This window comes from Micromonospora sp. AP08 (assembly GCF_008085935.1).
In the GTDB taxonomy this organism is placed as follows: Bacteria; Actinomycetota; Actinomycetes; order Mycobacteriales; family Micromonosporaceae; genus Micromonospora; species Micromonospora chersina.
On sequence record NZ_VSEZ01000001.1, the window covers coordinates 627,346 to 645,054 of the forward strand.

Here is a 17,709-nt window from a genome sequence, read left to right on the forward strand (position 1 = left end):
CTTCCTTCGTGCGGCGCGGCCGGGGGCGCTCGCCCCCGGCCGCGCCGGGCGTCACCGCAGGCGGGCCTCGATGGCCTCGATGACCCGGGGGCGCAGTTCCGCCGCGCGGACGACCGCGTCGACGGAGCCGACCTCGACGGCGCGCTGGATGCTGTGCACCCGGTCGAACTCGGTGGCCACCTCGCCCAGCTTCTCCGCCCGCACCGACGAGCGCAGCTCGTCGAGTTCCGCGGTCAGCGCGGCGCGGTCCGCGCCGGTCGCGGCCGCCACGCGGGCCTCCAGGTCACGGACCCGGGGGTCGGCCGCCGTGCGGGCGTTGACGTCGCCGGAGAAGACCACCGCCGCGGCCGGGGCGCCGCCCAGCACCGAGGCGAACGAGCCCTCCAGCGCCAGCACGGTCATGTCCGGGTTCAGCGCCTTCGAGAACACCACGAACGCGCCGCCGTGGTAGCGCGAGATCACGCAGAACACGATGGGCCCGCGGAAGTTGACGATGGCGCGGCCGATCTCGGCCCCGTACTCCAGTTGCAGCTTGCGCATCGACTCGGGCGAGCCGTCGAAGCCGGACAGGTTCGCCAGCACCACCAGCGGCCGGTTGCCGCTGGCCGCGTTGATCGCCCGCGCGGCCTTCTTCGACGAGCGGGGGAACAGGGTGCCGGCCGTGTAGGTGTCCGGGCCGTCGGTGGGCGGGAAGCCGCGCCGCGGCACCGACCGGGACTCGATGCTGAGCAGGCACACCGGGATGCCGCCGAGGTGCACGTCCTGCACCACCGCGGTCTCCGCGTCGGCCATGCCCGCCCAGCGCTCCAGCACCGGGTGGTCCTGGTCGGCGAGCGCCCGCATCACGGTGCGGATGTCGAACGGCTTCTTCCGGTCCGGGTTGGCCGTGGCGGAGAAGATCTCGCCCACCGTGCTGAAGTCGCTGCCCGCCACGGTGTGCGGGAAGTCCGAGATGTCCCGGTCGACCGGGTCGGTCGTCACCGCCCGCCGCGGCGCCGACTCGCCGGGCGCCACGTACGTGTGGTCGTAGTGCGCCATCAGCACGTCGCGCGCGGCGGGCAGGTTCGGCGCCCAGTACTGGGCCTGCCCGTTCGGGCCCATCACCCGGTCGTAGCCGCCGATGCCGAAGTTGTCCTCGGCCGACACGCCGCCGGAGAAGTCCAGCGACTGCTTGCCGGTGAGCACCATGGCCGAGTCCGGCGTCATCACCAGAACGCCCTTGGTGTGCATGAGCATCGTCGCCTCGGCGTTCCAGTACGGCTGCGCGCCGACGTTGATGCCGGCCACGACGATGTTGATCTCCCCGCCGTCCTGGGTGAACTCGACGATCCGCTTGAGCGCCGCCGCCACCCAGTCCATGTTCTCCGTGCCGGAGGTCATGGAGATCCGGGCGCCGGCGGACAGCGCGTACCACTCCAGCGGCACGCCCATCCGCTCGGCCAGGTCGAGCGCGGCGATCACCCGGCGGCACTCCGGCTCGGACAGCGCGCCGAGCGACTTCGTGGGGTCGCCGAGCAGCACGACCCGGGTGACGCCCTGAGGGTGCCGCGGGGTCGGCGTGGTGACCACGCCCGCGACGATCGCCGCGCTGTTGCGCCCCCGAGGCCGGTCGACCGGCACCAGTGCGTGCTTCTCGTCGAGGTCGTGCTCGACGAAGTCGCCGAGCAGGCCGGTCAGCTCGTACGGGTACACCGTGTTGCGGCTGCTCGCGCGCAGCACCTTCAGCCGGTAGTCGTCCAGCGGCTCGACCGGCTCGACGGGCGGCTCACCGACGCTCAGCTCGGCGCCGCCGGTGGCGGTGAAGGAGATCCGTACGGCGATCTTGGTCAGCTCGCCGGTCCGGCGGTCGCGCTGCCGGGCGATGAACAGGATCTCCTCCAGCCCGGCGCCCGCGGTCGTCGGGCGCACCCGCCCGGCGATCATCTCCATCTCCTCGCGGGTGAGCTCGCTCGGCGGCCAGACGTAGATCACGATGCGGTTGGTCTGGAAGCGCGACTTCGACGGCCGCCGCGACTGCGCCCGGCGGATCGAGTCGAGGCAGGCGGCCACCGTGTCCTCGGTCGTCGGCAGCGCGACCAGCCGCCCGTCCTGCTCGCGCAGCTCGGTCAGGTCGCGCACCTGCGCGAACGCCACGAGGCGCTGGTCCGACGGGTTCTCCCGGGCGACGCACTGGAAGAGGTAGACCTCCTCGTCCGCCGACGGCAGCCGGGTCAGGTCGAACTTGCTCAACCGCTCCAGCTGCATCCGCTGCGCGATGTACGGGTGCAGGCCGCGGATCAGCCGGTCCTCGGTCATCCCGGTGTCCGACGCCCGGAAGGTGAAGTGGTGGTGCATCACCGCGCCGGCGCGGCCCGCGACGGTGGTGGTGACCCGGCGGACCTGCGGCGGCAGCGGGTGCGCGGCGACGACCTCGTGCAGCGCGGCCGCCATGGCGTCGAAGCCCTCCGGCTGGTCCTCCCACGCCAGGTAGATGTCGGCGTCGACGGCGTCCGTGCCGCCGGCCAGCTCCGCGAGCCCGCGCAGCGCGCCGCCGAGCGCGTCGAAGCGCACCGCGGCGGAGACCACCGTCGAGTCCGCGCGCTCGGCGACCACGAACGTGCAGCCCGCGACCTCGCGGGCGTGGACGCCGGTGAGGCCCTTGTTGCCGTAGTAGCGCCGGGTCAGCACCTCCAGCATCACCGCGTTGTCCAGGTGGTCGCGCATGAGCCGCTGGCCGAGCAGCCGCACGAGGGGCTCGGTGCTGCGCACCATCGCCGCGACGCGGTCGGCGCGGTCCGGCGCGTCCGGGTGCGCGTCGAGGTGGCGCAGGTGCCGGCGGACCTCGGCGTAGACGCGGGCGCGGTTGCGGCGCAGCAGCGGCTGGGCGAACCAGGCGAACACCACGCCCCGCGCGAGGTCGGCGACCACCGGGAAGCGGACCTGCGTCGCGGCCACCAGCCGCTCCAGGGCGAGGCCGGCGGGCTCCCGCAGCGTCTCGTCCGGCGGCGGCTCCCGCAGCCACGACCGCAGCAGTGTCGCCACGACCGTGGCGTCGGCGGACGCGCGCTGCTGGGCCAGGAAGATCCGGAAGACGGCGGCCTCGAGGGCGGGGGAGCGCTCCAGGTCGGTGACCCCGTAGTGGCCGAGGGCCTTGCCGAGCTTGGCCTGGAACGCGGCCGGCAGCCCCGCCCGCTCGATGTCGAGGCTCTGGAGGTAGGTGTGGAAGTACTCGCGGGCGCTCGGGACGTGGCCGTCGCCGTCCTCGCCCGTCGGCCGGTTGCGGCTCAGCTCGGCGAGGTCGGCGAAGACGTTGACGAGCTCCAGCTCCGCGGCCAGCGGCCGGTGGCCGTCCTCGGTGGCCGCCTGGCGGGCGGCGAGGTAGTCGTCGAGCACCCTGCGGTCGTCGTGCGGGTCGACGTCGAAGCCCAGCAGCAGGCCGCGCAGGTCCTCCTGGCCCCGGGCGGCGCGCTGCCGCGCCGGGATCTCCACCGGCCCGGTGGGCAGGTCCAGCTCGACGGTGGCCGCGGCCGGGTCGTCGGCGGCTTCGGCGCCCTCTTCGGCGAGCGGCTCCAGCCGCAGCAGCGGCGCGCCGGCCTCCACCTGGGTGCCCACGGCGACGGCGCACTCCTTCAGCCGCGCCCGGAACGGCGCCCGGAGCACCGTCTCCATCTTCATGGCCTCCAGCACCAGCACCGGAGCGCCCGCCTCGACCTCGGCGCCGACCGCCAGCGGCGTGGCGACGACCAGCGCCGGCATGGGGGAGCGGAGCACGCCGCCCTCGTCGCGGCTGACCCGGTGCGTGACGCCGTCCACCTCGACCAGGTGGGTCGGCCCGTACGTGTCGGTGAGCACGCGGTACCGGACGCCGTTGACCACGATCTGCCCGGTGTGCCGGTCGAAGCGGTCCAGCTCGACGTCGGCCGTGCGGACGCCCTCGCCCGTCTCGATGCCGACCCGGAACCGGTGCGCGCCGACCCGCGCCACGCGCATGCGGTAGCCGACGCCGCGCAGCTTGAGGTCCAGCGGACGGCCGCTGGAGTGCTGCACCTGCGGGCGACCGCCGGACGCCGTCGACAGCAGCCGCTGCCGCTCGACGCGCTCCTCCTCCTCGTACGCCTCGATGGCGGCGGCCGCCAGCGCGACGGCGGAGTGCCGGTGCGCGACGAGCCGGCCCTGGCCGCGGACCCGGTCGATCCAGCCGGTGTCCGCGCTGGCGTCGATCACCTCGGGCTGGTCGAGCAGGTCGAGCACGAAGCTCTTGTTCGTCGCGCCGCCCTCGATCACCACCGTGGTGTTGGCCATGGCCCGGCGCAGCCGGCCGAGCGCCTCGTCGCGGTCCCGGCCGTAGGCGATGATCTTCGCGATCATCGAGTCGAAGTCGGCGGGGATGGTGTCGCCCTCGCTGACGCCGGTGTCCACCCGGATGCCGGGGCCGGCGGGCAGGTCCAGCCGCGTGATGCGGCCGGGGGAGGGCGCGAAGTCGCGGTCCGGGTCCTCGGCGTTCAACCGGGCCTCGATGGCGTGCCCGCGCTCCACCGGCGGCTCGCCGAGCAGCCGCCCACCGGCGGCCACGTGCAGCTGCGCCTTGACCAGGTCGAACCCGGTGGTGGACTCGGTGATCGGGTGCTCCACCTGAAGGCGGGTGTTGACCTCGAGGAACGCGAACAGCCGGTCGCCGGGGTGGTAGAGGAACTCGACGGTCGCCGCGCCGCGGTAGCCGACCGCGACGGCCAGTCGCTCGGCCGACGCCTTGAGCTCGGCGGCCTGCTCCGGGCTGAGCACCGGCGACGCCGACTCCTCGATGACCTTCTGGTTGCGCCGCTGCACCGAGCAGTCCCGGACGCCGAGCGCCCACGCGGTGCCCTGGCCGTCGGCGATCACCTGGACCTCGACGTGCCGGGCGCCGGTGACCAGTCGCTCCAGGAACACGATCCCGCTGCCGAACGCCCGCGCCGCCTCCTGGCTGGTGCGCTCGTACGCGTCGTCCAGCTCGGCCTCGTTCGTGATCACGCGGATGCCGCGACCGCCGCCGCCCGCGGTGGCCTTCAGCATCAGCGGATAGCCGATCTCGGCCGCCGCCGCCCGGGCCGCGTCCAGCGTCTCGACCGCGCCGCGGCTCCACGGCGCGACCGGCACGCCGACCTCCTCGGCGATCAGCTTCGCGCCGATCTTGTCGCCGAGCTGGCGCATGGCCTCGGGGCTCGGCCCGACGAAGGTGATCCCGATCTTCTCGCACAGCTCGGCGAACGCCGGATCCTCGGCCACGAAACCCCAGCCCACCCAGGCGGCGTCCGCCTGGGTCTCCACCAGCGCGCGCTCCAGCGCCGCCAGGTTCAGGTACGGGCGCGCGGAGGCCGGCCCGAGGTCGTACGCGACGTCCGCCTCGCGCACGAACGTGGCGTCGCGGTCGACGTCGGTGTGCAGGGCGACGGTCTCGATCCGGGTCCCGGTCTCCGCGGCCAGCTCCCGGACGGCGTGGATGAGCCGCATCGCGGCCTCTCCACGGTTGACGATGGCGACACGGCTGAACACCCGACCGACCCCTCCGTTGGACCCACGATGTACGCGCCGCGAGGCGACAACCCCCGGCAGTGATCACCTTTCCGCGTGCCGGCCGGCGGCGCCATGTCGTAACCGCCGAACCCTGAGCGGCGCGAGTTGTAGGAACCGAACAAAACTTTTTGGCGTCCCGCGCTCAGGTGTGGTGCCGGGGCGACACGAATCCGGGGGCCGGCTGCGGGGACTCGCCGGTGACCTGGGTGATGATCTCCGCCGCCACGTCCCGGAGCTTGCGGTTGCGGTTCTGGGACGCCTGCCGCAGCAGGGTGAACGCCTCCGTGGCGGTGCACCGTTGCTGACCCATGATCACCCCGAGGGCCTGGTCGATGACGCTGCGCGAGGCCATCGCGTCGGTGAGTTGCTGGTGGAGCAGCGCCTGGTCGGTCTGCCGGAGGATGACGGTCAGCGCCACCGCCGCCTGTTCGGTGAAGGCCAGGGCGTGCCGGTGTGCCGTGTCGGTGAAGGCGTGCGGCTGCGTGGCGTAGAGGTTCAACGCGCCGACGGTCTCGCGGTCGACGGTCACCGGCAGCGACAGCGAGCTGCGGATGCCGAGCCGCAGCGCGTGTTCCCGGTAGCCGGGCCAGCGTCGGTCGTCACGCAGGTCGGACACCTCGACGACCCGACCCTGCCGCAGCGCCGCGAGGCAGGGGCCCTCGTCGGCCCCGTACTGGATCTCGTCGCCCTGCGCCGCGAGGTCGCCGCTGCTCGCGACCGTCATGGCGCCACCGTCGCGGCGCACGGTCAGCCCGCACGCCACCGCGGGGGCGACGACCTCCGCCGCGACCCGGACGATCTGGTCCAGGAACACGTCGACGTGCGGCGAGTCGGCGAGCAGCGCCAACAGTCGGCCGTACGCCGAGGCCAGAGACGGATCAGCAGCACCGGACACCACCGCTACCTCCTGTAATCCACGTGCCCGTTCGGTCGCACCGACGGTGACGCCACCGCTCCGGCCGCCCGGAGAAGAGCGCGACCGGTGCCTTTCCTCTCGAGAAGCCCACTTTCCCCGGTCGGCGGGGGTGCCAATCGGGCGGAACGGGGCTAGGGTCGGGGTGGGTTCGGACATGAGCCCAGGACCAGCGCCGCGCCGCCGATGGTGGGCGGCCGCATCAACCCGGTCTGACGTCCTCACCGGAGGAGCAGCTCATGTCCGTCGACCACGCGCAGCATCCCGAGATCCGCGAGACCGCCCGCCCACCGACCCTGTCCCTGGCGCTCGCCCGGGAGGGTCCGGCGGCGGTGGTGCGGGTCGGCGGCCCGCTCGACCTGGCTACCGTCGACCGGCTCGTCGGCCTCGTGGACCGACTGATGGGCGGCCGCCCGCCCCCGGTTCTGGTGCTCGACCTGAGCGGGGTCAGCTTCTTCTGTGCCGCCGGTGTCAACGCCCTGCTCACGGTTCGCCGGCGCGTCGCCTCGGCGGGCGGCACCGTGGTGGTGCGCGAGCCCTCGCCGATCACCGTCAAGGTCCTCGACATCGTCGGCCTCAAGGACGAGTTCATCACCGAGTGACCTGCCTTTCCCTCCACGCCTGTCCGCGGAGGGCAGCGATCACATCGGACTGCCGCCCGCCGGTCTGCCGCAGATACCCGAGGTGGATCAGTCCGAAACGGCCCCGTGAGCGCGGCCACGCGCCGCTGAGCCGGGCCGCGGAGCGGGGACCGCGGGCTCAGCCTGTGGCGGGCGCGCGTCGACGGCCCGGCCCATCCGGGTGACGGCCTCGGTGAGGATCGCGGGCGAGGTGGCGAAGTTGAGGCGTACGAAGCCGGCTCCGCCGGTGCCGAAGACGTGCCCGGAGCTGAGGGCGACCCGCGCGTGGTCGAGGAACCACCTCGCGGGCCCCGCGAGGTCGCTGGCCGCCCCGGGCCCGCCGGCCGGCTGCTCGGTGGGGATGCCCAACCGGGTGCAGTCCAGCCAGGCGAGGTAGGTGCCCTCGGGCGGCCGGTGGGTGACGGCCGGCAGGTGCTTCGCCAGCAGGGTCTCCAGCAGGGTGCGGTTGGCGTCGAGGCCGTCGAGGAGGAGGTCGAGCCACGGCCCGCCGGCGCGGAACGCGGCGGTGTGCGCGAGGACGCCCAGGTGGCTGGGCCCGTGGCTGACCTCCTCGGGCATGCGGCGCAGGTCGGCGGCGGCCTCCGGCCCGGCGACCGCGAGCGCCGCCTTGAGGCCGGCGAGGTTCCACGCCTTGGAGGCGGAGGTGAGGGCGAACGCGTCCTCGGCGCCGGACACCGTGAGGTACGGGGTGAAACGCGCCCCGGGCAGCACCAGCGGGGCGTGGATCTCGTCGGAGACCACCCGCACCCCGTGCCGGCGGGCCAGCTCGGCGACCGCCTCCAGCTCGTCCCGGCGGTGCACCACGCCGGTCGGGTTGTGCGGGTTGCACAGCAGGAACGCCGGCCGGCTGCCGCAGGCCCGGGCCCGGCGGAACGCCTCGTCGAGAGCGGCGGGGTCCATCCGCAGGTCGGGTCCGAGCGGGGCCTCGATCACCCGCCGGCCGGAGTGGTCGACGAACGCGTAGAAGGGCGGGTAGACGGGGGAGCAGACGACCACGGCGTCACCGGGACCGGTCACCAGCCGGAGCACCTCGACGACGCCCATCATCACGTCGGGAACGACGGTGGTGCGGTCGACCCGGAAGTCCTGCCAGTCCCAGCGGGCGGCGGCGAACTCGCCGAGCGCCTCGGCGTACGCCGTGCCGTGCGAGTAGCCGGTGTCACCGAGGTCGACCGCACGGCGCAGCACGTCGGCCACCGGCGCGGCCAGGGGCACGTCCTGCTCCGCGACCCAGAGGGGAAGCACGTCCGGCGGGTGCATCCGCCACTTCACGCTGCTGCGCTGCCGGAGGTCGTCCAGCGTGAGGACGGTGAGCGGATTCCGGGCCGCGGAGCCGTCGGCCGAGGGGGCGGGGCCTGCCATGCCCACCACCCTAGGCCGTACCCCTCCCGCTGTCGTTCCCCCGCCTGGCGGCGGCCTGGCGGCGCAGCTCGTGGCGGGCCAGGGCGTTGCGGTGCACCTCGTCCGGTCCGTCGGCGAAGCGCAGCGTGCGGATACCGGCGTAGGCCCTGGCCAGGGGGAAGTCCTGGGACAGCCCGGCGGCGCCGTGCACCTGGATCGCCTTGTCCAGGATCCACTGGACGGTCGCCGGGGTGGCGATCTTGATGGCCTGGATCTCGGTGTGCGCGCCCTTGTTGCCGACGGTGTCCATGAGCCAGGCCGTCTTGAGCACCAGCAGGCGCAGCTGCTCGATCCGCACCCGTGACTCGGCGATCCACTCCCGGACCACGCCCTGCTCGGCCAGTGGCCGGCCGAACGCGACCCGCTGCTCGGCGCGGGCGCACATCAGCTCGACGGCCCGCTCGGCGAGACCGATCGAGCGCATGCAGTGGTGGATGCGGCCGGGGCCGAGCCTGGCCTGGGCGATCGCGAAGCCGTCGCCCTCGGCGCCGATCAGGTTCTCGACCGGCACCCGTACGTCGTGGAACGCCAGCTCGGCGTGCCCGCCGTGGTCGTGGTCGTCGTACCCGAACACCTCCATGCCCCGGGTGATCTCCAGGCCCGGGGTGTCCCGCGGGACGAGCACCATGGACTGCTGGCGGTGCCGCTCGGCGTGCGGATCGGTCTTGCCCATCACGATGAGGATCCGGGCGTTCGGGTTCATGGCGCCGGTGATCCACCACTTCCGGCCGTTGATCACGTAGTGGTCGCCGTCCCGTTCGATCCGGGTGGCGATGTTCGTGGCGTCCGACGACGCCACGTCGGGCTCCGTCATGGCGAACGAGGACCGGATCTCGCCGTCCAGCAACGGTTCCAGCCACCGCTCGCGCTGCTGGGCGGTGCCGAACATCGCCAGCACCTCCATGTTGCCGGTGTCCGGAGCGGCGCAGTTCACCGCGGCCGGCGCCAGGTGGCTCCGCCCGGTGATCTCGGCGAGCGGGGCGTACTGGAGGTTGGTCAGGCCGGCGCCGTGCTCACCCGGCAGGAAGAGGTTCCACAGCCCCCGCTTCCGCGCCGCGGCGCGCAACTCCGCGAGCACCGGCACCGAGTCCCAGGCCCAGCGGTCGTCGAGTTGCCCGAGCTGCTCGTGGAAGACCTGCTCGGCGGGGTGGACCTGGCTGTCCATGAAGTCCAGGAGGTTGTCGCGCAGCCCCTCGGTCCGCGGGTCCAGGGCGAAGTCCATCAGTGCTCCTTCAGGTAGGTCAGGCCGGCGTCGAGCAGCAGTTCGGTGACCTCGCCGAGCTGCTCGAAGCCGGCGCCGACGGTCTGGCCGCGCAGGTGGCGGAAATGGATGCCCTCGAGGATCACGGCCAGTTTGAAGGCCGCCAGGCCGAGATGGAAACCGAGTGGCGGGAGGGCGTGCCCGCGGGCGGTCGCGTACCGGTCGAGGATCTCGTCCTCGGTCAGGAATCCGGGCGCGGACGACGCCTCGGCCACCGCGGTGCCCACGAGCCGGCCGAGGCGCTGGTAGAGCACCAGCAGCGCGAGGTCGGTGAGCGGGTCGCCGAGGGTCGCCATCTCCCAGTCGATGACCGCGGCGAGGCGGTCGCCGTCGTCGACGAGGACGTTGTCGAGGCGGTAGTCGCCGTGCACGATGCCCGGCGCCGAATCGGCCGGCACGTCGGCCGCGAGGCGGGCGTACAGCTCGTCGGCGGCCGGCAGGTCCCGGCAGTACGACGCGTCGAGCTGCTTGCGCCACCGCCGCACCTGCCGGGCCAGGAACCCCTCGGGTCGGCCGAAGTCGGCCAGCCCCACGGCCGCGGGGTCGACCGCGTGCAGGGTGGCCAGGGTGTCGACCAGCCGCGTCGAGATCGCCCGGGTGCGTTCCGGGCCGAGCCGTTCGAGTTCGGCCGCGTGCCGGTACGCCGTGCCGGCGACCCGCTCCATGACGAAGAACGGCGCGCCGAGCACGTCGGTGTCCGCGCAGAGCGCGTAGGTCGCCGGCACCGGCACGTCGGTGGCTTGCAGCGCCGACATGACCCGGTACTCCCGGGCCATGTCGTGCGCGGTCGACAGCACGTGCCCCAGCGGCGGCCGCCGCACGATCCAGGTCGTCCGCCCGTCGCCGACCTCGTAGGTGAGGTTGGACTTCCCGCCGGCGATCAGCCGGGCGGTCGACACCTCCGCCGCCCCGGGCACCGAGGCGGCGAACCAGCCGGCCAGCCGGGCCAGGTCGAGGCCCGGCGGGTCCGGGAGCGTCGGGGCGCTCACGGGACCAGGACGCTGACGGTCTCGACGACACAGGCGGGCTTCGCGGCGCCCTTCAGCTCGACGGTCACCTTCGCGGTCAGCTGGTAGCCGCCACCGCCGGGCGCCAGCGACAGCAGCTCCACGCCGGCCCGCACCTCGGAGTCGACCGGGACCGGGGCGGGGAAGCGGAGCTTGTTGGCGCCGTAGTTCACCCCCATGGTCAGCCCCTCGACCCGGTAGACCTGCCAGACCAGCATGGGCACCAGCGACAGCGTCAGGTACCCGTGTGCGATGGTCCCGCCGAACGGGCTGCGGGCGGCCCGCACCGGGTCGACGTGGATCCACTGGTGGTCACCGGTCGCCTCGGCGAAGGCGTCGATCTGCTGTTGCGTGATCCGGTGCCAGCCGGAGTGCCCGAGGTGGGTGCCGACCGCCTGCTCCAGCTCCTCGATGCCCTGGAAGACCCTCATCGTTCCGCCCCTCCCACTCAGGCCTTCGGCCCGCCGGCGACGTACAGCACCTGGCCGTTCACGAAGCCCGCGCCCTCGCTGACGAAGAACGACACCGCGTGCGCGATGTCCTCGGGCGTGCCGGTGCGGGCGACCGGGATCTGCGCCGCGGCGGCCCGCTTGAACTCCTCGAACGGCACGCCGAGCCGGGCCGCCGTGGCGGCGGTCATCTCGGTCTCGATGAACCCCGGGGCGATCGCGTTCGCGGTGACCCCGAACTTCCCGAGTTCCAGGGCGAGGGTCTTGGTGAAGCCCTGGAGCCCCGCCTTCGCGGCCGCGTAGTTGGCCTGGCCGCGGTTGCCCAGCGCGGACGTGCTGGACAGGTTGACGATCCGCCCCCAGCCGGCGCCGGTCATGTGGCCCTGCACGGCGCGGGTCATCAGGAACGAGCCCCGCAGGTGCACGTTCACGACCGCGTCCCAGTCGTCGGCGGTCATCTTGAACAGCAGGTTGTCCCGGGTGATGCCGGCGTTGTTGACCAGGATGGTCGGCTCGCCCAGCTCGCCGGCGATCCGGTCCACGGCGGCCCGTACGGCCTGCTCGTCGGCGACGTCCGCGCCGACGGCCAGGGCCCGGCCGCCCGCTGCCTCGATCTCGTCGACGACCGGCTGGGCCGCCGCCTCGTCCAGGTCGACGACGGCGACGGCGAAGCCGTCGCGGGCCAGCCGCCTCGCGACGCCAGCGCCGATGCCACGGGCCGCTCCGGTGACGACGGCGGTGCGGGTGGTGGTCATGGGGCGTCAACTCCTCGGTGGGTGGGGATGGAACGGGCCGGAGCCGGGACGTACGCCACCCGGCCGACGGTGGCGCCGTCGGCGAGCCGCTGCACCCCGGCGGCCACCTCGTCGAGCGGGAGGCGCTCGCTGACCAGGGGCCGTACGGCGCCCCGGGCGGCCAGCGCGGTGAGGGCACGGTGGCACTCGGCCACGGCGGCCGGGTCGTGGCGCTGGTAGAGGCCCCAGTGGAGGCCGACGATCGAGTAGTTCTTCACGAGGGCGTGGTTGAGCGCGGCGGACTGGATCCGGCCACCGGCGAAGCCGACCACGAGGATCCGGCCCTCGAAGGCCACGCACTTGGTCGAACGCTGGTAGGTGTCCCCGCCGACCGGGTCGTAGACGACGTCGGCGCCCCGGCCACCGGTCTCGGCCCGGACCACCTCGACGAAGTCCTCGTCCCGCCGGTCCACCACCACGTCGGCGCCGAGCGCGCGGGCCACCGCGGCCTTGTCCGGACCACCCACGACCCCGATCACCCGGGCGCCGGCCGCCTTGCCGAGCTGGACGGCCGCGCTGCCGACGCCGCCGGCCGCCGCGTGCACCAGCAGGGTCTCGCCGGCCCGCAGCGCGGCCCGCCGGTGCAGGCCGAACCAGCCGGTCTGGTAGCCGATGTAGAGGGCGGATGCCTCGGCGTCGTCGAGCGCCGCGGGCGCGGGAAACGTGGTCGCGGCGTCCAGCAGCGCGAACTCCCCGAACCCGCCGTGCGGCAGCGCGGCGCCGCCGAGCACCCGGTCGCCGGGGGCGAACCCGGCCACCCCCGTGCCGAGCGCGACGACCTCGCCGCACAGCTCGACCCCCGGCGTGAAGGGCAGTTCCGGCCGGACCTGGTACTCGCCGCGGCACATGAGGACGTCGGGGAAGTTGGCCGGCGACGCCAGCACCCGGACCACGAGCTGCCCGGGGCCCGGCTCCGGGTCGGGCACGTCGACGAGTCGCAGCACGTCACGCGGCTCGCCGAGCGCGGTCACCTGCCATGCCTTCACCGGAACGCCCCCTGGTCCTCGAGCTGTCGCTGGATCCTGTTCATGCCGCCCAGCCAGCGGTCCGGGTCGGTGGCGCGGTGCGCGTAGTAGTCGGCCACCCGGGGATGCGGCAGGACCAGGAACCGGTCGTCGTGCAGGGCCTGCCACGTCGCCTCGGCCACGTCCTCCGGTGTGAGCGCCCCGTCCCGGCTGAGCAGGTCCCGCAGCGGCCCGGAGTCGTCGAGCATCCGGGTCCGCACGCCCTGCGGGCAGACGGCCTGCACCACGATCCCGCGATGCCGGTACGTCGCCGACAGCCACTCGGCGAACGCCACGCAGGCGTGCTTGCTGACCGCGTACGCCGGATTCCCCAGCGTGGTGAGCAGCCCGGCCGCGGACGCGGTCACCACGAAGCGGCCCGCGCCGCGCTCGACCCAGTCGGGGACCAGCAGTCGCGCGGCCCGTACGTGGGCCATGACGTTCACCTCGTGGCTGGCGGCCCACTCCGCCTCGGCGGCGTCCAGCCCGCGCCCCCGGTCGATCCCGGCGTTGCCGAACCAGACGTCGACGGCGCCGAGGTGGCCGCGGGCCGTCTCGACCAGCGCGGCGACGCCCTGCTCGGTGGCGGCGTCGCCGGGGGCGGCCCAGCCGCCGATCTCCTCGGCCACGGCCCGGGCCGCCTCGCCGTCGAGGTCGTTGACCACGACCCGCGCTCCCTCGGCGGCGAGCCGGGTGGCCAGCGCGAGACCGATGCCGTGCCCGGCGCCGGTGACCACGACGCCCTTGTCCCGTACCGGCATCAGACACCTCCGCTCAGGGTGAGACCGCCGTCGACGACGAGCAGCTGACCGGTGATCCAGGCGGCGTCCTCGGAGAGCAGGAACGCGACGGCGCCGCCGACGTCCGTGGGCACGCCGAGCCGCTTGAGCGGGTACGCGGCCGCCACCTGCTCCTCGCGGCCCTCGTAGAGGGCGGTGGCGAACGCCGTCTTCACCACGGCCGGGGCGACCGCGTTCACCCGGATGTCCGGGCCCAGCTCGACGGCGAGCTGCTGGGTGAGGTGGGTGAGCATCGCCTTGCTGGCGCCGTAGAAGCCGATGCCGGACGCCGGCCGGATGCCGGCCACCGAGGAGACGTTGACCACGGCGCCCCCGTGCCCGGCCATCCAGGCCCGGTGGACCTGCTGCACCCAGGACAGCGCGGCGAGGCAGTTCACCTCGAAGACCTTGCGGGCCGCGGCCAGGTCCAGCTCGACCAGCGGGCCGTACGCCGGGTTGATGCCGGTGTTGTTGACCAGGAAGTCCGCGCTGCCGAAGGTGTCGACGGCCCGGGTCACCACCTCGGCCTGATGGTCGGGGTCGTCGGCGTGCCCGGCGACACCGATCGCGTGCTCGGCGCCCAGCCGGGCGACCGCCTGGTCCAGCGCCTCCCGCTTGCGTGCCGTGACGACGACCTTGGCGCCGTCGGCGACCAGCCGCTCGGCGACGGCCAGGCCGATGCCTCGGCTGGCACCGGTGACGATCGCCGTACGACCGGCGAATCTGCGCGACGCGGCTTCCGACACGGCCACCCCCTCCGAAGTTACTAAGCGCTTGCTTAGAATGTGTCTGAGGGAGTGTGCGACACCCTGGCGGGCGTCGTCAACAGGTTGCCGGCGGCTGGTTGTGGTACTAATGCCGGCCGAGGCTCAGGAGGGAAGGGTGGACGCGTGGTGACCGACAGCCCCGAGCAGTCCCGCGCCGACGCGACCCGCGCCCGGCTGCTCGAGGCGGCCGTCACCGCCTTCGCCGAGCGGGGCTTCCACGGCACGACGACCCGCGACATCGCGGCCGCGGCCGGGCTGAGCCCCGCCGCGCTCTACGTGCACCACAAGTCCAAGGAGGAACTGCTCTACCTGATCTCGCGCTCGGGGCACGAGCACGTGCTGCGGCTGGTGCGGGAGGCGGTCGCCTCGTCCACCGACCCGGCCGCCGCACTGCGGCGGGTGGTCCACGACTTCGTCGTGACCCACGCCCGGGACCACACCACCACGCGCGTGGTGAACTACGAGCTGGCCGCGCTCAGCCCCGCCCACCTCGCCGAGATCCGGGAGATCCGCCACCACATCGAGCAGGCGATCCGGCAGCTCGTGGAGGCCGGCGTGAGCGCCGGGGTCTTCGAGACCCCGGACCCGCGGATGGCGGCCGCCGCCCTGCTGTCCCTCGGCGTCGACGTGGGCCGGTGGTACCGGGACGGCGGCGACCTGGTCCCCGAGTACATCGCCGCCCGCTACGCCGAGATGGCGCTGCGCATCGTCGCCGCCCGCTGACCCGCGGCCCGTCACCCCACCTTCGGTGTGGCGCGGGAGATGATCGCGGCGAAGTCGACGCCGCTCGGCAGGGTGCCGAACGCCTGGCCGTGGTCGCCGCCGAGGCGGGAGGCGCAGAACGCGTCCGCGACGGCCGGGTGGCCGTGCCGCACCAGCAGTGAACCCTGGAGGACCAGGGCGAGCCGCTCGACGACCCGACGGGCCCGCAGTTCCAGGTCGTCGCGGTCGGACAGGTCGGCCCGCAGCCGGCGCAGCGCGGCGTCGAGCCGCGGGTCGGCGCCCTCGGCGGCGGTCACCTCCGCCTGGAACGCCTCCATGACCTGGGGCTCCTTGGCGACCGCGCGCAGGACGTCCAGCGCGGCGACGTTGCCGGAGCCCTCCCAGATGGAGTTCAGCGGCGACTCCCGGAACAGCCGCGGCATGCCGGACTCCTCGACGTAGCCGTTGCCGCCCAGGCATTCGAGGGCCTCGGCGGCGTGGGCCGGCCAGCGCTTGCACACCCAGTACTTGCCGACGGCGAGGGCGAGCCGCTTGAACGCCGTCTCGCCGGCGTCGCCGCGCGCCGACCGGTCGGTCGCGCCGGCGAGCCGCATCATGAGGACCGTGGCGGCCTCGGACTCGACCGCCAGGTCGGCGAGCACGTTGCGCATGAGCGGCTGGTCGACCAGGTACCGGCCGAAGGCCGCCCGGTGGGTGGCGTGGTGGACGGCGGTGATCACCCCCTGCCGCATCCCGGCCGCCGCGCCGATGACGCAGTCGAGGCGGGTCAGGTTGACCATGTCGATGATCGTGCGCACGCCACGGCCCTCGTCCCCGACCCGCCAGGCGACCGCGTGCTCGTACTCGATCTCCGCCGAGGCGTTGGAGCGGTTGCCGAGCTTGTCCTTCAGGCGCATGAGCCGCATGGGGTTGCGCGTGCCGTCGGGCAGGACCCGGGGGACGAGGAAGCAGGTGAGCCCGCCCGGCGCCTGGGCGAGGGTGAGGAAGATGTCGCACATCGGTGCCGAGGTGAACCACTTGTGCCCGACGAGCCGGTAGGTGCCGTCCGGGTCGGGGTGCGCGACGGTGGAGTTGGCGCGCACGTCCGAGCCGCCCTGCTTCTCCGTCATCGACATGCCGGCCAGCAGCCCCCGCTTGGTCAGCGGCGCGCGCAGCCCGAAGTCGTACGCCGTCGCGGTGAGCAGCGGCTCGTAGCGCGCGGCCAGGTCCGGGGCGTGCCGCAGCGCGGGGACGGCCGCGTAGGTCATCGAGATCGGGCAGCCGTGCCCGGCGTCGGGACGCCAGGTGTAGAACTTGGCCGCCCGGGCCACGTGCGCGCCCGGCCGGTCGTCCGCCCACGGCGCGGCGTGCAGGCCGTGGCTGACCGCGGTGCGCATCAGCTCGTGCCAGGCCGGGTGGAACTCCACCTCGTCGATCCGGTGGCCGTAGCGGTCGTGGGTGCGCAGGACCGGCGGGTGCTCGTTGGCCAGCCGCCCGTGCTCGATCGCCGGCGCGGCCCCGCCGAGCCGGCCGAGTTCGTGCAGTTCCGCGGCGGCCCAGCCGGCGCCCTCGCGGGCCAGCCCGTCGAGCAGCGCCGGGTCGTCCGCCGCGTCGTAGCCGGCCAGCGGGGGAACCTGGTTGACGACCTCGTGTGTGGTCACGGCGACACTCCCAGCGCGCGGTGGATGAACCTGATCAGGTCGGGGATGGTGCCCGGGCCGGCGACCCCGGCGGCCAGCGGGCCGACCATGGCCTCGGCCAGGGCGCCGACCAGCGCGGTCGCGGTCAGCTCGGGGTCCTGCGGGGGCAGTTCGCCGCTCGCCACGCCGGCCGCGACGTAGCCGGCGATCAGGTCGGCGTACGCGCGGCGGAAGGTGAGGCGCTCGGCGTCGACCGCCGGGTCGACCGGCTCGGCGAGCAGCGCGTACGCCAGCCGCGGCGAGCGCAGCGCGCGACCGGAGAACGTCTCGACGACGGCCGCCACCTGCTCGGCGGCGGTGGACCGCAGCGCGGCGGCGCGTGCGACGGCGTCCACCTCGCGCTGCGAGGCGGTGCGGAACACCTCGGCGAACAGGTGCGCCTTGGTGGGGAAGTGGCGGTAGACGCTGCCGGTGGCGACGCCGGCCCGCTCGGCGACGGCCGCGACCGAGCAGCCGGCGTAGCCGTGCCCGGCCATGATCGCCAGCGCGGCGGCGATGATCCGCTCGCGCGAGGCGCTCAGCCGAGCCTTCACGCGCTCGGTGCTCCGGTAGGCCACGCAAGAAGTGAACCATCGTTCAGTCCTTGCCGGCAAGGCCGCCCGGTTGCGTGCCGGGTGCCGGATTCCCCGGCCGGATCGGTCACAGCTTGGGCGCGGACGCCCGCGGTGATCTTGGTGTGCCTCCGCCGATCGGGTACCGTCCCCTGGCACATCGTCTTTGCACCACCCCTGGCTGCCTGGCACACCGGGGTCGATCGGA

13 protein-coding genes and 1 pseudogene are annotated in these 17,709 nt (G+C 74.0%); 2 read left to right on the forward strand and 12 right to left on the reverse strand.

Annotation, left to right across the window (positions count from 1 at the left end; translation table 11 throughout):
* Window positions 1-51 precede the first annotated feature (51 nt).
* Both FXF50_RS02810 and FXF50_RS02815 read right to left on the reverse strand, forming a co-directional pair.
* Window positions 52-5,511 (reverse strand): carboxyl transferase domain-containing protein, encoded by a 5,460-nt coding sequence (locus tag FXF50_RS02810; RefSeq protein ID WP_148425586.1) that lies wholly within the window; start codon window positions 5,509-5,511, stop codon window positions 52-54.
* Window positions 5,512-5,674: 163 nt separating this feature from the next.
* Window positions 5,675-6,427: a GAF and ANTAR domain-containing protein gene (locus FXF50_RS02815; protein ID WP_187399482.1), complete on the reverse strand. Its 753-nt coding sequence runs from the start codon at window positions 6,425-6,427 to the stop codon at window positions 5,675-5,677.
* A gap of 257 nt (window positions 6,428-6,684) precedes the next feature.
* Here FXF50_RS02815 and FXF50_RS02820 point away from each other — a divergent pair, with 257 nt between their 5' ends.
* Window positions 6,685-7,047 (forward strand): STAS domain-containing protein, encoded by a 363-nt coding sequence (locus tag FXF50_RS02820; RefSeq protein ID WP_148425588.1) that lies wholly within the window; start codon window positions 6,685-6,687, stop codon window positions 7,045-7,047.
* A gap of 153 nt (window positions 7,048-7,200) precedes the next feature.
* On the opposite strand, the pseudogene FXF50_RS02825 reads toward FXF50_RS02820, so the two are convergent.
* From FXF50_RS02825 to FXF50_RS02860, 8 genes and pseudogenes are all read right to left on the reverse strand, one after another.
* Window positions 7,201-8,448 (reverse strand): annotated as a pseudogene (locus FXF50_RS02825) (MalY/PatB family protein); the annotation flags it as partial.
* Window positions 8,449-8,458: 10 nt separating this feature from the next.
* Window positions 8,459-9,709, reverse strand: a complete 1,251-nt coding sequence (locus FXF50_RS02830; protein WP_148425590.1) for an acyl-CoA dehydrogenase family protein — start codon at window positions 9,707-9,709, stop codon at window positions 8,459-8,461.
* A complete protein-coding gene (locus FXF50_RS02835) occupies window positions 9,709-10,737 on the reverse strand; it encodes a phosphotransferase family protein (RefSeq protein WP_148425591.1) in 1,029 nt (342 codons plus the stop codon). Before FXF50_RS02835 ends, FXF50_RS02830 begins: the two co-directional genes overlap by 1 nt.
* Window positions 10,734-11,186, reverse strand: coding sequence for a MaoC family dehydratase (locus FXF50_RS02840; RefSeq protein WP_148425592.1), 453 nt, complete (start codon window positions 11,184-11,186; stop codon window positions 10,734-10,736). The genes FXF50_RS02835 and FXF50_RS02840 overlap by 4 nt, the downstream gene beginning before the upstream one ends.
* Before the next feature lie 17 nt (window positions 11,187-11,203).
* On the reverse strand, window positions 11,204-11,959 hold the full coding sequence (fabG, locus tag FXF50_RS02845) for a 3-oxoacyl-ACP reductase FabG (RefSeq protein WP_148425593.1): 756 nt from the start codon (window positions 11,957-11,959) through the stop codon (window positions 11,204-11,206).
* Window positions 11,956-12,984 carry an NADPH:quinone oxidoreductase family protein gene (locus FXF50_RS02850; RefSeq protein ID WP_148425594.1) on the reverse strand — a complete coding sequence of 343 codons (1,029 nt, stop codon included), beginning with the start codon at window positions 12,982-12,984 and terminating at the stop codon, window positions 11,956-11,958. The genes fabG and FXF50_RS02850 overlap by 4 nt, the downstream gene beginning before the upstream one ends.
* Window positions 12,981-13,763 (reverse strand): SDR family oxidoreductase, encoded by a 783-nt coding sequence (locus FXF50_RS02855; RefSeq protein ID WP_148425595.1) that lies wholly within the window; start codon window positions 13,761-13,763, stop codon window positions 12,981-12,983. The genes FXF50_RS02850 and FXF50_RS02855 overlap by 4 nt, the downstream gene beginning before the upstream one ends.
* On the reverse strand, window positions 13,763-14,527 hold the full coding sequence (locus tag FXF50_RS02860) for an SDR family oxidoreductase (RefSeq protein WP_148425596.1): 765 nt from the start codon (window positions 14,525-14,527) through the stop codon (window positions 13,763-13,765). Before FXF50_RS02860 ends, FXF50_RS02855 begins: the two co-directional genes overlap by 1 nt.
* A 144-nt stretch (window positions 14,528-14,671) precedes the next feature.
* On the opposite strand from FXF50_RS02860, the gene FXF50_RS02865 reads away from it, so the two are divergent.
* Window positions 14,672-15,271 carry a TetR/AcrR family transcriptional regulator gene (locus FXF50_RS02865; protein WP_222865969.1) on the forward strand — a complete coding sequence of 200 codons (600 nt, stop codon included), beginning with the start codon at window positions 14,672-14,674 and terminating at the stop codon, window positions 15,269-15,271.
* 11 nt (window positions 15,272-15,282) lie between these two features.
* Here FXF50_RS02865 and FXF50_RS02870 read toward each other — a convergent pair whose 3' ends face one another.
* Window positions 15,283-16,911, reverse strand: a complete 1,629-nt coding sequence (locus tag FXF50_RS02870; RefSeq protein ID WP_148425597.1) for an isovaleryl-CoA dehydrogenase — start codon at window positions 16,909-16,911, stop codon at window positions 15,283-15,285.
* Complete coding sequence (locus FXF50_RS02875) at window positions 16,908-17,507, reverse strand: TetR/AcrR family transcriptional regulator (RefSeq protein WP_148425598.1); 600 nt, start codon at window positions 17,505-17,507, stop codon at window positions 16,908-16,910. Before FXF50_RS02875 ends, FXF50_RS02870 begins: the two co-directional genes overlap by 4 nt.
* Window positions 17,508-17,709 lie beyond the last annotated feature (202 nt).

What these genes read in the sequence shown, in the direction of transcription:
- fabG (WP_148425593.1), bottom strand. Translation starts at nt 11,959, where the DNA reads ATGACCACCACCCGCACCGCCGTCGTCACCGGAGCGGCCCGTGGCATC.
- FXF50_RS02855 (WP_148425595.1), bottom strand. Translation starts at nt 13,763, where the DNA reads ATGCCGGTACGGGACAAGGGCGTCGTGGTCACCGGCGCCGGGCACGGC.
- FXF50_RS02830 (WP_148425590.1), bottom strand. Translation starts at nt 9,709, where the DNA reads ATGGACTTCGCCCTGGACCCGCGGACCGAGGGGCTGCGCGACAACCTC.
- FXF50_RS02840 (WP_148425592.1), bottom strand. Translation starts at nt 11,186, where the DNA reads ATGAGGGTCTTCCAGGGCATCGAGGAGCTGGAGCAGGCGGTCGGCACC.
- FXF50_RS02820 (WP_148425588.1), top strand. Translation starts at nt 6,685, where the DNA reads ATGTCCGTCGACCACGCGCAGCATCCCGAGATCCGCGAGACCGCCCGC.